General features: G+C 68.4%; 9 protein-coding genes. 2 read left to right on the top strand and 7 right to left on the bottom strand.

The window, feature by feature from the left end; all coding sequences use genetic code 11:
* Positions 1-219 precede the first annotated feature (219 nt).
* The 7 genes from IEZ05_RS05325 to IEZ05_RS05355 all read right to left on the bottom strand — a co-directional run bounded on the left by IEZ05_RS05325 (position 220) and on the right by IEZ05_RS05355 (position 11,744).
* Positions 220-1,365, bottom strand: coding sequence for an ABC transporter ATP-binding protein (locus IEZ05_RS05325; protein ID WP_189228825.1), 1,146 nt, complete (start codon positions 1,363-1,365; stop codon positions 220-222).
* Positions 1,366-1,392: 27 nt separating this feature from the next.
* Positions 1,393-2,454, bottom strand: coding sequence for an ABC transporter ATP-binding protein (locus IEZ05_RS05330; RefSeq protein WP_189228826.1), 1,062 nt, complete (start codon positions 2,452-2,454; stop codon positions 1,393-1,395).
* 10 nt (positions 2,455-2,464) lie between these two features.
* On the bottom strand, positions 2,465-3,442 hold the full coding sequence (locus IEZ05_RS05335) for an ABC transporter permease (RefSeq protein ID WP_189228827.1): 978 nt from the start codon (positions 3,440-3,442) through the stop codon (positions 2,465-2,467).
* A gap of 115 nt (positions 3,443-3,557) precedes the next feature.
* On the bottom strand, positions 3,558-5,360 hold the full coding sequence (locus IEZ05_RS05340; RefSeq protein ID WP_189228828.1) for an ABC transporter substrate-binding protein: 1,803 nt from the start codon (positions 5,358-5,360) through the stop codon (positions 3,558-3,560).
* Between the two features lie 111 nt (positions 5,361-5,471).
* Entirely contained in the window at positions 5,472-6,503 is a 1,032-nt protein-coding gene (locus IEZ05_RS05345) for an ABC transporter permease (RefSeq protein ID WP_189228829.1), read from the bottom strand.
* Positions 6,504-7,433: 930 nt separating this feature from the next.
* Positions 7,434-9,350 (bottom strand): translational GTPase TypA, encoded by a 1,917-nt coding sequence (typA, locus tag IEZ05_RS05350; protein WP_189228830.1) that lies wholly within the window; start codon positions 9,348-9,350, stop codon positions 7,434-7,436.
* A gap of 153 nt (positions 9,351-9,503) precedes the next feature.
* Entirely contained in the window at positions 9,504-11,744 is a 2,241-nt protein-coding gene (locus tag IEZ05_RS05355; RefSeq protein WP_189228831.1) for an ABC transporter family substrate-binding protein, read from the bottom strand.
* A gap of 321 nt (positions 11,745-12,065) precedes the next feature.
* Between IEZ05_RS05355 and IEZ05_RS05360 the strand changes: the two genes are divergently transcribed.
* Positions 12,066-12,356 (top strand): hypothetical protein, encoded by a 291-nt coding sequence (locus tag IEZ05_RS05360; RefSeq protein WP_189228832.1) that lies wholly within the window; start codon positions 12,066-12,068, stop codon positions 12,354-12,356.
* Between the two features lie 20 nt (positions 12,357-12,376).
* Positions 12,377-13,210 carry a hypothetical protein gene (locus IEZ05_RS05365; protein ID WP_189228833.1) on the top strand — a complete coding sequence of 278 codons (834 nt, stop codon included), beginning with the start codon at positions 12,377-12,379 and terminating at the stop codon, positions 13,208-13,210.
* Positions 13,211-13,226: the final 16 nt, after the last annotated feature.

Raw genomic sequence — 13,226 nt, forward strand, 5'->3', positions numbered from 1 at the left:
CCTGACTCGTCCGCTGGTCCCTTGTCGGCCAGCATCGGGGGGCGAATCCTGTGGCGCACATTCGTCCGGTCCGTACGGGTTCGGGGGTCCTCCGGACGGACGTACGGCGGAAGGGCGGCGGTCCGGCGGCATGCGAAGGACCGGGGGCGGGAGAGATCTCCTCCCGCCCCCGGTCCATGGGCCGTCAGGTCCCCGGCCGCCGGGGCCGGACCTGCCGGGTCAGCTCTTCGAGGCTCCCGCCCCGCCGTCGGTGCCCTCCTCCAGCGCCGCGAGAGCCGGGTCGAGGACGATGTCCTCGGCGCGGGCCTCGACGGTCGGCTCCTCCGGGAAGTGGCAGGCCGTCAGGTGGCCGGCCTTGCTGCCCTCGATGCGGACGAGCGGCGGCTCCTCGGTCGCGCACTTGTCCTGGGCCTTCCAGCACCGCGTGCGGAAGCGGCAGCCGGACGGCGGGGAGATCGGCGACGGCACGTCACCCTGGAGGCGGATGCGCTCCTTCTTCTCCGCGTCGATGTCCGCGTCCGGCACGGCCGACAGCAGCGCGTGCGTGTACGGGTGGCGGGGCCGGTTGTAGAGGGAGTCGCGGTCGGCGATCTCCACGATCTTGCCCAGGTACATCACCGCGACGCGCTGCGAGAAGTGCCGCACGATCGACAGGTCGTGGGCGATGAAGACGAAGGCGATGCCCATCTCCCGCTGCACCTCCTGCAGCAGGTTCACCACCTGGGCCTGGATCGACACGTCGAGGGCCGAGACCGGCTCGTCGGCGATGATCAGCTTCGGCTGGAGGGCGACGGCACGCGCCACACCGATGCGCTGGCGCTGGCCGCCGGAGAACTCGTGCGGGAAGCGGTTGTAGTGCTCCGGGTTGAGCCCGACGATCTCCAGGAGCTCCCGGACCCGCTTCTCCCGGCCGCCGGGCGGGTTGATGCCGTTGATCTCCATCGGGCCCGAGATGATCGTGCCCACGGTCTGCCGCGGGTTCAGCGACGCGTACGGGTCCTGGAAGATCATCTGGATCTCGGACCTGATCGGCGCCAGCTGCGCCCGGTTCGCCTTGGTGATGTCCTGCCCGTTGTACTCGATGGTGCCCTCGGTGGGCTCGTACAGACGGGTGATCAGCCGGCCGGTCGTCGACTTGCCGCAGCCGGACTCGCCGACCAGGCCGAGGCTCTCCCCCGCGAAGACCTCGAAGTCGACGCCGTCGACGGCCTTGACCGCGCCGACGGTGCGCCGGATCGGGAAGCCGCCCTTGATCGGGAAGTGCTTCTTCAGGCCCTTGACCCGCATGAGGGGTGCGCTGCCGCCGTCCCGCTGCTGCGGGATCGAGTCGGCGACCGCCGTGTTCGTCTTGCTGTTGTCGCTCATGGTGATGCCCCAGTCGCCGGTTTCCGCTCAGCCCAGCCGGGGCTGAATCGTCTCGATGAACACCTGCTGCCGCTGTTCCCCTGTCAGGTGACAGGCGGCCGCGCGGCCCGGGGCGAGCGTCGGGCGCTCACCCGAGCAACGGCCGCCGGAGACCTTGTCGGTGAACGCGCACCGCGGGTGGAACGCGCAGCCCGAGGGCGGGTTCAGCAGCGAGGGCGGCGATCCGGGGATCGGCATCAGCGGCTCGTCGACGTCGGAGGCGAGCCTCGGCATCGATCCCAGCAGGCCCCAGGTGTACGGGTGCTGAGGCGACTTGAGCACCTCGCGCACCGTGCCGCGCTCGACGGCCCGGCCGGCGTACATCACCATGATGTCGTCGGCCATGTTGGCGACCACGCCCAGGTCGTGGGTGATCATGATGATCGCGGAGCCGAACTCCTGCTGCAGGTCCTTGAGCAGGTCGAGGATCTGCGCCTGCACCGTCACGTCGAGCGCCGTGGTCGGCTCGTCGGCGATCAGCAGGTCCGGGTCGCACGCGAGCGCCATGGCGATCATCGCGCGCTGCCGCATGCCGCCGGAGAACTGGTGGGGGTAGTCGTCCACCCGCTGCTGCGGGTGCGGGATGCCCACCTTCTCCAACAGGTCGATGGCGCGCACCCGGGCGTCCTTCTTGGAGGCGCCGGTGTGCTTCATGAACGGCTCGCCGATCTGGCGGCCGATCGTGTAGTACGGCGACAGCGCGGTCAGCGCGTCCTGGAAGATCATCGCCATCTTCTTGCCGCGCAGCTTTTCCATCTGCTTCTCACTGGCGTCGGTCAGCTCCTGACCGTCCAGTGTGATCGACCCGTCGATGGCGGTCTTCTTGCGGTTGTGCAGGCCGAGGACGGCCAGGTTGGTCACCGACTTGCCGGAGCCGGACTCGCCCACGATGCCGAGGGTCCTGCCGCGTTCCAGATCGAAGGAGAGCCCGTCCACCGCCTTGACGATGCCGCCCTCGGTGGAGAAGTGGACCTTGAGGTCGCGCACCGACAGGAAGGCGTCCCCCGCGGCGGCGGGCGCGGCCTCTTCGGGCTTGGTCTGAGTGGTCACGGTGGTTCTCCTAGGACAGGCGCACGCGCGGGTCGATGACGGCGTACAGGGCGTCCACGATCAGGTTGAAGACGATGATGAGCGCGGCGCTGATCAGCATGACGCCCATCAGCATCGGCAGGTCCTTGTTGGTGACGGAGTCCAGCGCCAGCCGGCCGAGACCGGCGAGGCCGAACGTCAGCTCGGTCACCATGCCTCCGGACAGCAGCGCGGACAGGTCGATGCCGAGGATGGTGACGATGGGGATGAGAGAGCCGCGCCAGGCGTAGCGGAAGAAGACGTAGTTGCCCGACATGCCCTTGGCGCGGGCCGCCTTCACGTGCTCTTCCTGGAGCTGCTCGATCATCGACGAGCGGCTCATGCGGGTGTAGTTGGCGGTGAAGATCGTCGCCATGACGAGCCAGGGGATCAGCAGACCCATGAACCAGCCGCCGAGGTCCTCGGAGAACGGCACGTACTTCGGCTTGTCCAGCCAGCCGGTGTTGTAGACGAACAGCAGCAGGACCAGCGGACCGAGGAAGTAGATCTGCATGGAGCTGATGACCAGAGAGCCGGAGCTGAACGTCTTGTCCAGCCACGTACCGCGGTTCTTCGCCGCCAGCATGCCGGCGCCGAGACCGACGATGAGGAAGACCAGGAGGCTGCCGACGGTCAGCGAGAGCGTCAGCGGGAAGCGGTCGACGATCGTGTCCCAGACGTTCTGGTTGTTCGCGAACGAGACACCGAAGCAGGGGGCGGAGCAGTGACCGACGGCGAAGTCACGGCCGGCGAAGATGCCGACGATGAAGTTCCAGTACTGGACGGGGACCGGCGAGTCGAGGCCGAGGTTCTTGTGGATGATCGCCAGCGCGTCCGGCGTGCAGTTCTTGCCACAGGCCAGCATGGCCGGGTCCTGCGGGATCGCGAAGAACATGAAGAACGTGAACGCACTGATCAACAGCAGAATCAGCGCCGCGCCGAACGTCCGGCGAATGAGGAATTGAAGCATGGCAGGCAGCTGCTCTCAGGACGGCGGCAATCGGTTGGGAGGTCTAAAAGGGGATCCGGGCCCCGGTGGTGGGCGCTCCGCCGCGCACCCACCACCGGTTTCCCGACAGGGCGGATTACTTCTTGAGGAAGATCCGGGTGACGTCCACGTAGCTCGAGTCGGAGCTGTAGCGGATGCCGCCGATGTTCGAACCGAAGATCTGGAAGACCTTGGTGTAGTAGATCGGCGCGGCCGGGTTGATCTTCTCGGTGATGTAGGTGCTCAGCTCACCCCACGCCTTGGTGGCCTCGGCGGTGTCGGTGATCTTCTGGATGCGGGCGATCTCCGAGTTGACGTGCTTGTCGTTGATGTGCGAGTAGTTCGACGCGCCGTCCTGGATCTGCGTGCCGTCGTACACCGGCGGGAAGACGGTGGACGCGGACGGCCAGTCCTGGCCCCAGCCGGTCATGTACAGGTCCAGACCGTTGTTGACCTTGCCGACCTGCTCGTACCAGGTAGCGGCGTCGATCTCCTTCTTCTGAATGTCGAGGCCGATCTTGCCCAGCGCGTCGGCGATCAGGACGGCCTGCTGCTGACGGGTCGGCGTGTTGCCGTAGGCGTAGACGAGCTTCTTGCCCTCGAAGCCGCCTTCCTTGATCAGCTTCTTGGCGGCCTCGATGTCACCGTTGGGCTTCTTGGCGCGGTTGAACGGGTCGTAGCTCTCGTCGTAGCCCGGAGTGGTGGGCGACATCAGCGAGTTGGCGACCTCACCACCGTAGGCGCCACCATCGGCCTTGAAGACCGAGGAGGCCGGCAGGGCCAGGGCGATGGCGTCACGGAGCTTCTTGTCCTTGACGCGGTCCATGTTGAAGTTGAGCTGCCACACGTAGGGCGCGTAGCCCTGGATCGTGCGGTTCTTCATGGCGTTCTTGTCGCTGACGACCTTCTGCAGCTGCGTGGTCGCGACCTGGCCCGTGAACATCATCGCGTTCTTGGCCTCGCCCTGGTCGGCGAGCAGGGTCTTGGTCTGGTCTTCGTCATCGTGGTTCATCTCGATGTTGAAGCCGTCCACGTACTGGTGGCGCACCGAGTCGGACTTCGCGTCCCACTGGGTGTTCTTGACCAGCTTCATCGACTTGCCCGGCTTGAAGTCCGCGATCTTGTACGGACCGGTGGCGACCGGGTCGGTGTCGTACTTCTCCTTGGTGTCCGTCTCCTCCGGGACGACGCTGTAACCGGGCATGGTCAGCATCTGCGGAAGGTCGGGCTGCGCGTCCTTGAAGTGGAAGACGATCGTCTTGTCGTCCGGCGTCTCCAGGACGTTGTCGGGCAGGTGCTTGCCCTTGTCCGGGCCCTCGTACGCCTTGCGGTACGTGGTGCCGGCACCGGACAGCCACTGCTGGAGGTAGACCGGACCGTCCGTGATGTAGGACGCGTACAGGCGCTCGACCGTGTGGCGGATGTCCGCCGAGTTGATCGGGTTGCCGTTCTCGTCCTTCAGGTTGTCCTTGAGGGTGTACGTCCAGGTCTTGCCGCCGTCGGACGCCTTGCCCGCGTCGGTGGCGAGGTCGCCCACGACGGTCAGGTTGCCCTTGTCGTCCTCGGAGTACTGGGTCAGGCCGCGGTAGATGAGGCGGCTGAGCAGCTTGCCGTCCGAGACGTAGATCTGGCCCGGGTCCAGGTGGGAGAAGTCGTCCTCCTGGTACACGGTCGCGACGCCACCGGGCTTGGCACCGGGAACCTCGGCCGCCGGACCGGTCGACGCCGCCGCGTCACCGATCTGCACCGGCTTGGACTGCGACGCGGCGTCCTTCTTGCTCTTGCTGTTGTCCTTGGACGAGTTGCCGCTGTCGCCGCCGCCGCAGGCGGTGAGGGTCAGGGCGCCCGCCGCCACCGCGACGAGCGCGGCCGTAGCGGTGCGGTTTCGGAAGATGCTCATGGAGTCGAATCCACCTGCCTGTGAGTAGTGAGCACTGCTGTTACGCGGCCGGAGACGGGCTGTGTGGCACCGGGCCCGACCTGGGGCAGAGCGAGGAGTCCCCGTGGGGGCTCAGCGGCCCGTCTTGGGATCGAAGGCATCCCGTACCGAGTCGCCGAGGAGGTTGAAGGCCACGACGAAGATCACCATGGCGATGCCGGGGAAGAGCATGTAGTACGGGTCCTGCTCCACGATGTTCGCGCCGATGGCGAACATCCGTCCCCAGTCCGGCGTGGGTTCGACGTATCCCACACCCACGAAGGAGAGGAAGGCGATGCTCAGGATGGTGCTCGGCAGCGTGAGGGTCGCCTGCACGAGCGTCGGCGTGACGATGTTGGGCAGCAGCTCCTTGCGGATGATCCGCCAGGACGAGGCGCCGGAGATGCGCGCCGCCTCGACGAACTCCCGGTCACGCAGGGACAGCGTGGCGGCCCGGACGATCCGCGCCATGCTCATCCATCCCAGGAAGGCCATCACGATGATGATCGCGCAGGTGCGCACGTAGGTGGGCGTCTCCTCGTCGGGGGCGACGAACACCGTGGTGATCACGGGCATCGCGGCGACGAAGAACAGCTGGCTGGGCAGGGCCATGAAGAAGTCGGTCACCCGGCCGAGCCAGTAGTCGGTCTTGCCGCCGAAGTAGCCTCCGGCGAGGCCGATCAGCACACCCACGATCGTCATGATGATCGTCGCGGCCAGTGCCGTGGCGATCGAGGTCCGCATGCCGTACAGCAGCTGGGTGAAGACATCGCGGCCCAGGCCGGGTTCGATGCCGAACCAGAACTCGCCGTCGATGCCGCCGGCCGGCTTCGCCGGCATGGTGAACATGTCCAGGAGGTCGGGGTTGTCCTGACCGTAGAGCGTATACGGGTTCTTGCCGTACACCTTCGAGATCAGCGGCGCCGCTGCCGCGACCACGAAGAAGAACAGGACGACGCAGGCAGAGACGACACCGGCGCGGTCGCGCTTGAAGCGACCCCACATCAACTGCCCCGGGCTGCGCCCCTCAGACTTCTTCGACTCCTGGGCGTCACCCTGCGGTGCGCTCTCTTTGTCCAAGACGGAAGAGGCTTCAGCACCCTCAATCTCGATTGGACTCGTCATGATTCGTCCATTTCACAGGTGTTGGAGACCGTCGGTAGTGCACGAGTGGTCCGACGGCCTTCGCACGGCGTATGTCATTCGAAGCGCGCGAGGGGAACAACGACTGGGCGGCGGACCCGCCCTCGGGGAACCCTGGCTCGCGGCCGGCACCGGCCGGCCGCGGGAACGAGCCGTCAAGGAAGTTCGCGCCACCGGATCGCCACTGCGGCGAAGGCAACGGAACTGAACCCACCCACGGGACCTGCACCTGCCACCGGGGACGACGCGACCCATATGGCGCTTGTGGCACCTCGCATGGGTTCCTCCTCATGAATCCGCTGGTTCACCGCAAAGAGGAGCACACGACAGCTTCCGGCCCCGTCACCGGTGCCCGATATCCGTCAAGTGCCCCCGCGCTCGCGAGTCTGCGCCGTCAGCGCGTGACCCGTTCATACGAGCTCTACGCGCCTAACTATCTGCCATTCGCCAGGGACCGAACCACACTCTCGAGGTCTCGGTTCGATCACAGATAGGGGCTAGATCTTCCAAAATCCGGACAAAGGGTTTGGTGAGAGATCACTGCGAAACGGACTTGTTACACATCTATCGGGAGGCGGCGCCCGAATAGCGGACACCTGTGTCAGGAAAAGAGATTGCGAGTAACGTGCCCGCCGTGCAGGGTGCCCCACAGGCATGCCCCGCGCTCAGCACGCTCCGTGTGCAAGGCCGTTGACCTCGGTGACGCGGACCCCGGCCCCACCGGCCCGTGCCGCCGCGTGACTTGCGGGCAGGGTAGTGCGAGCCGGCGCCCCGGACGGCGTCTCCCCACGAAATCGAGGGTTTTCCCTACGCTTTCGCGAGCCCCTCTCCAGATGGTCGCACCACGAACGCGAAAACGGCGCCGGGCACCCCTCTCGTCGAGGGGTGCCCGGCGCCGTCGCGGCGGTGCGATCAGCCGTGCTTGGCGCGGCTCGCGGCGCGGGCGCGCTCACGGGCGTCCAGGTTCACCTTGCGGATGCGGACGGCCTCGGGAGTCACCTCGACGCACTCGTCGTCGCGGCAGAACTCCAGCGACTGCTCCAGCGAGAGCTTGCGCGGCGGGACGATCGCCTCGAACGAGTCGGCCGAGGACGACCGCATGTTGGTGAGCTTCTTCTCCTTGGTGATGTTCACGTCCATGTCGTCGGCACGGGAGTTCTCGCCGACGATCATGCCCTCGTACACCTCGGTGCCGGGCTCCGTGAAGAGCACGCCGCGCTCCTGGAGGTTCGTCATCGCGAACGCGGTGACGGCGCCGGAGCGGTCGGCGACCAGCGAGCCGTTGTTACGGGTCGTGAGGGTGCCGAACCACGGCTCGTGGCCCTCGTGGATGGAGTGGGCGATGCCGGTGCCGCGGGTCTGGGTCAGGAACTCCGTGCGGAAGCCGATCAGGCCGCGGGAGGGGACCACGAACTCCATGCGGACCCAGCCGGAGCCGTGGTTGGACATGTTGTCCATCCGGCCCTTGCGCACGCCCATGAGCTGCGTGACGGCGCCCATGTGCTCCTCGGGCACGTCGATCGTCATGCGCTCGACGGGCTCGTACGTCTTGCCGTCGACCTCCTTGGTGACGACCTGCGGCTTGCCGATGGTCAGCTCGAAGCCCTCGCGGCGCATCTGCTCGACCAGGATGGCCAGCGCCAGCTCACCGCGGCCCTGCACCTCCCAGGCGTCCGGGCGCTCGGTGTCCAGGACGCGGAGCGAGACGTTGCCGATCAGCTCGCGGTCCAGGCGGTCCTTGACCTGGCGGGCGGTGACCTTGCGGTCCTTGACGACCGCCTTGTTGTCGGCGCCCTTGCCGGTGGCGCCGCGGCCGACCAGCGGGGAGGTGTTGGTGCCGATGGTCATGGAAATCGCCGGCTCGTCCACCGTGATCAGCGGCAGCGGGACCGGGTTCTCCGGGTCGGCCAGGGTCTCGCCGATCATGATCTCCGGGATGCCGGCGACCGCGCAGATGTCACCGGGGCCGGCCTTCTCGGCGGGCTTGCGGGTGAGCGCCTCGGTCATCATCAGCTCGGAGATCCGCACGTTCTGCACGGACCCGTCGCGCTTCATCCACGCGACCGTCTGGCCCTTCTTCAGCTCGCCCTGGTGGACGCGCAGCAGCGCGATGCGGCCGAGGAAGTTGTCGGCGTCCAGGTTGGTGACGTGGGCCTGGAGCGGGGCGTCCTCGTCGTAGGTCGGGGCCGGGATGTAGTCCAGGATCGTCGAGAAGAACGGCTCCAGGCTGGTGGAGTCCGACGGGACCGTGCCGTCCTCGGGCTTGGTGAGGGAGGCGACGCCGTCCCGGCCGCAGGCGTAGACGATCGGGAACTCGATCTGCTCCTCGTCGGCGTCCAGGTCGAGGAAGAGGTCGTACGTCTCGTTGACGACCTCGTCGATCCGGGCGTCCGGACGGTCCGTCTTGTTGATGCAGAGGATGATCGGCAGCCGCTGCTGGAGCGCCTTGCGCAGCACGAAGCGGGTCTGCGGCAGCGGGCCCTCGGAGGCGTCCACGAGCAGGACGACGCCGTCGACCATCGACAGACCGCGCTCGACCTCGCCACCGAAGTCGGCGTGGCCCGGGGTGTCGATGATGTTGATGGTGATGACGTCGCCGCCATCCTTCGGGTGGTACTTCACCGCCGTGTTCTTGGCCAGGATCGTGATGCCCTTCTCACGCTCCAGGTCGTTCGAGTCCATCATGCGGTCGTCGACGGAGTCGAGCTGGTGCGCGGCGAAGGCACCGGCCTGCTTGAGCATCCCGTCGACGATGGTGGTCTTGCCGTGGTCGACGTGGGCGACGATGGCGACGTTGCGGATGTTGTGACGCGTAACAGACACAGCCATGTGTGGCGTACTCCCGGAGGGTGTGAGGACGGCCCTCGCGGACGTCCGTGTCACGCGGGCCTGCCGGGCGATACATGCCACGGCCTCACCCAATGGTACGGGGCCGCGAGGGCGGGGGCTTGCCGGGCCGTGTCCGGGGGCCGGGGAACCCGGTCAGGAGGACGGGCTCGCCGACCGCGGCGCGCCCTCGGCGCCCTTCTTCAGGAAGCCCATGTCCTCGTAGACCGGGGTGGCGAAGCCGAAGGCTCCCGCGTTGACGAGGTTGTCGCGGGCGGCGGTCAGCTGGGGGCGCTGATAGAGGGGAATGGAGCCCGCCGCCGCCCAGATCCGCGAGTCGGCCTTGCGCAGCAGGTCGCGGGCCTCCTTCTCGTCCAGCGTCGCCAGGGCCTGGTCGAAGAGCTGGTCGACCTGGTCGGTGCCGACCCGGGTGTAGTTCTGCGCGACGTTCAGGGAGCCGTCGGCGGCCGGGACGGGCTTGGCGTAGATGGGGCGGGCGTCGGTGGCGGGGAAGGCGGTGGTCGGCCAGGAGTAGAGCGCCAGGTCGTACTCGCCGGAGGCGATGTGGTCCTTGAAGTAGCTCTCGTCGGAGACCTTGGTGATGTCGGTGCCGATGCCGACCTTCTTCAGCATGCCGGAGATGCGGTCGGCCACGGTGCGCAGCGCCCCGGAGCCGGGGCCGGAGGGGAGCACGAAGCGCAGGGTGAGGGCCTCGCCGTCCTTGGCCAGCGGCTTCACCGCCGAGCCCACCGGGGCGGCGGTGCCCTTGGGGGCGTAGGCGCCGGGGGCACCGCCCTGGGCCGTGTTCTTCCCGCTCCGGTGCTTCTCGCCGCTCTCCTGGTCGGTGTCGTCGTTCTTGTTGTCCTCGCCGACGATGTAGGTGCCGTCGTCGCCGCCCTCGGACTTCTCCGTCTCCTGGTCGTCCTTGTCGTCCTTGGTCTTCTCGCCCTCGGAGCCGGCTGCCTCCTCCCCCTTCTCCCGCTTGTCCACGGGACCGCCGGACACCCACCCGGCGTCCGCGAGGAGGGCGCGGGCCTCCTTGGCGTCCTGGCCGCCGAGCGCTCCGCTGTTGTCGGCGTACACGGGCTGGCCGGCCAGGGCGAGGTGGCTGCCCACGGGCTCCGCGGGCAGGCCCAGCGGCCCCAGCACCGCCTCGGCCAGCGCCTCCCGGTCCAGGGCGCGGGCGACGGCGCGGCGCACGCGCTCGTCGGCGAGGGGGCCGTCGGCGCCGTTGAGGGCGAGCTGGGTGTAGGCGGGCTCCAGCGACTTGCGGAGCTCGAATCCGCGCAGGGCCTGCTGCCGGCGCCGGTGCTTCTCGACGGCCTCGCGGCGCTTCTCACGGGCGAGGGTCTCGTCGTCGGCGGCGTCCTCGTCGGAGCCGTTGGCGACGGCCCAGGAGCGCAGGTCGTCGGCGGCGGACCGCTTGCCGTCCGGGCCGGGCAGCGGCGCACCGCCCGCTCCCGGGGCCGGGCTGCCGCTCGCGCCCATGACCGGAGCGCCGGTACCCGCGTCCCGGGGCCCGGCGGCGAGCGCGACCTGCTCGGCGGTGTCCGGGTCGATCTCGGCCAGGTCGACCTCGCCGCCGGCCAGCGCGGAGACCCGCTTGTCGCGCGGCACGGCGCGCAGCACGATCTCGGAGAGCTTGGGCTGGTCCCCCCACCAGCGGGGGTTGCGGGTGAGGACGACCTCGTCGTCCTTGGTGTCGACCTTCTTCAGGGCGAAGGGCCCCGCGGTGACCTTGACCTTGCGCCGGGCTCCGTCGTTGAAGGCGTCCGGGGTGCCCATGACGTCCTTCGGGTACAGCGGTGTGAACAGCGACTTCCAGTCGGCGTAGGGCCGGCTGAAGGTGACCTTGACCTCCAGGTCGTTGTCGCCGCGCTCGATCTTCTGGATGCGGTCGTAGCCGGCGTTGCGGGCGGTCCAGTAGGCGCTGTCCCGGCCGGACAGGGCGCGCCACTGGGCGGCGAAGTCGGCGGCACCGATCTCCCGGCCGTCGCTCCAGACGGCCTGCTGGTTGAGCTTGTACAGGACGACCTGCTTGGGCTCGGTGTCGACGACCTTCGCGGATTCCAGGTAGTCGGGGTTGCGCACCGGGCGCCCGGTCGCGTCCGTCCGGTACATCGAGGGCAGCACGGCCTGCGCGACGCGGGTCGTGGTGGCGTCGGCGTCCGACTGGAAGGTGTTCAGGGTGTCCGGCACGGAGTCCACGGCCCAGTGCAGGGTGCCGCCGTCGGCGATCCGGGCGCGGGCCGCGGGGGCGATGTCCTGCCCGGCGAGCGGCTTCCCGGACGGGTCCTCGGAGCTGCAGCCGGCCAGCGCGGGGAGCGCGAGCACACCCGAGGTGAGGAAGGCGACCGAGCGCATGACCGCGCGGGGTCCGACGCCGACGTGGGACATCTCTGCTACCTCCGGTAGGCCGCGGGAGTGGTGATCACGTCCGTGGTGATCGCTTTTGCGGTATATGGAGTTGATCATTTGTATTGGTGCGCTATGCGGCCACTGAAGAGGAAACGGTTCGGCGACACGGGGAGACACGGCGGTGACGGTGCGCAAGCCCACCCGTGCGGCGCAACGCACCGCATCGCGCACCTGTACGCCCCGGCCAATCGGTGCACGTCCCTTCCCAGCGGCAGGTGTGACGCGCGACACTCGCAGGCGCATGAACGTCGCCATCCAGGGCCGGCCGCGTGCCGGGTCCTACGGAAGTGAGGTCACGTCATGTCCGTGCACGACGACCTGTCATCCCTCCAGCGCTGCCTCGACGACCTGTCCCGGTCGGTGAGCCGTCTGGCACAGCAGCTCGGCGGCGACGGCCTGGAGATGCGCCGGGTCCGCACCGACGCCGACCATCTGCGGGAGAGCGTCGCGCTGCTGCGGGCGGCGGCGGTCTCCCCCGACGCGGCCAAGCGGCCCGACCTCGTCCCGATCCCCGACACGCCGTACGACGGCTCCCTGTGGACGGACTCGGACGACGAGGGCCTCGGCGCCCGCGATCGCCGCGCCCCCTGACACCGACCCGGAGCCGACCCGTGGCCACTGGAACGGAACCATCCGACACGGAACCCCGTCCCCGCGGCGGTGTGCACGCCCCGACGCGCGCCGCCATCCGCGCCCCGCACCTGCGCACCGACCGCTGGTGGCTGGCACCGGCCGCCACCGCCGCCGGGCTGCTGGCCTTCGTCGTCTACTCGACCTGGCGGGCCTTCGCGAACGCCGACTACTACGCGGCCCCGTACGTCTCGCCCTTCTACTCCCCGTGTCTGGCGGAGAACTGCGAGCCGATGCGCGCCGGCCCGAACTGGGAGCTCTTCGGCCCCTGGTGGGGCGTCTCCCCCGCGATCATCATCCTGATCTTCCCGCTCGGCTTCCGCCTGACCTGCTACTACTACCGCAAGGCCTACTACCGGGGCTTCTGGGCGTCCCCGCCGGCCTGCGCGGTGGCCGAGCCGCACCAGAAGTACACCGGCGAGACCCGCTTCCCGCTGATCCTGCAGAACGTCCACCGGTACTTCTTCTATGCGGCGCTGCTGGTCGCCGGCATCCTCACCTACGACACCGTGCTCGCCTTCCGCGACGAGCACTACGCCTGGGGACACATGGGTCTGGGCAGCCTGGTGTTCCTGGCGAACATCGTGCTGATCTGGGCGTACACCCTCTCCTGCCACTCCTGCCGGCACATCGTCGGCGGCAAGCTCAGGCACTTCTCCCGGCACCCCGTGCGCTACCGGATGTGGCGGCTGGTCGGGAAGCTCAACGCCCGGCACATGGCCCTCGCCTGGGCGTCGCTGGTGAGCGTGGCGCTCGCCGACTTCTACGTGTACCTCGTCGCGTCCGGTGTCTTCGACGATCCGCGCTTCTTCTGATGAGTGAGGGCTACTG

The sequence above is a fragment of the Streptomyces flaveolus genome, assembly GCF_014648815.1.
GTDB lineage: Bacteria > Actinomycetota > Actinomycetes > Streptomycetales > Streptomycetaceae > Streptomyces > Streptomyces flaveolus.

What these genes read in the sequence shown, in the direction of transcription:
- IEZ05_RS05325 (WP_189228825.1), bottom strand. Translation starts at nt 1,365, where the DNA reads ATGAGCGACAACAGCAAGACGAACACGGCGGTCGCCGACTCGATCCCG.
- IEZ05_RS05335 (WP_189228827.1), bottom strand. Translation starts at nt 3,442, where the DNA reads ATGCTTCAATTCCTCATTCGCCGGACGTTCGGCGCGGCGCTGATTCTG.
- IEZ05_RS05340 (WP_189228828.1), bottom strand. Translation starts at nt 5,360, where the DNA reads ATGAGCATCTTCCGAAACCGCACCGCTACGGCCGCGCTCGTCGCGGTG.
- IEZ05_RS05345 (WP_189228829.1), bottom strand. Translation starts at nt 6,503, where the DNA reads ATGACGAGTCCAATCGAGATTGAGGGTGCTGAAGCCTCTTCCGTCTTG.
- typA (WP_189228830.1), bottom strand. Translation starts at nt 9,350, where the DNA reads ATGGCTGTGTCTGTTACGCGTCACAACATCCGCAACGTCGCCATCGTC.
- IEZ05_RS05355 (WP_189228831.1), bottom strand. Translation starts at nt 11,744, where the DNA reads ATGTCCCACGTCGGCGTCGGACCCCGCGCGGTCATGCGCTCGGTCGCC.
- IEZ05_RS05360 (WP_189228832.1), top strand. Translation starts at nt 12,066, where the DNA reads ATGTCCGTGCACGACGACCTGTCATCCCTCCAGCGCTGCCTCGACGAC.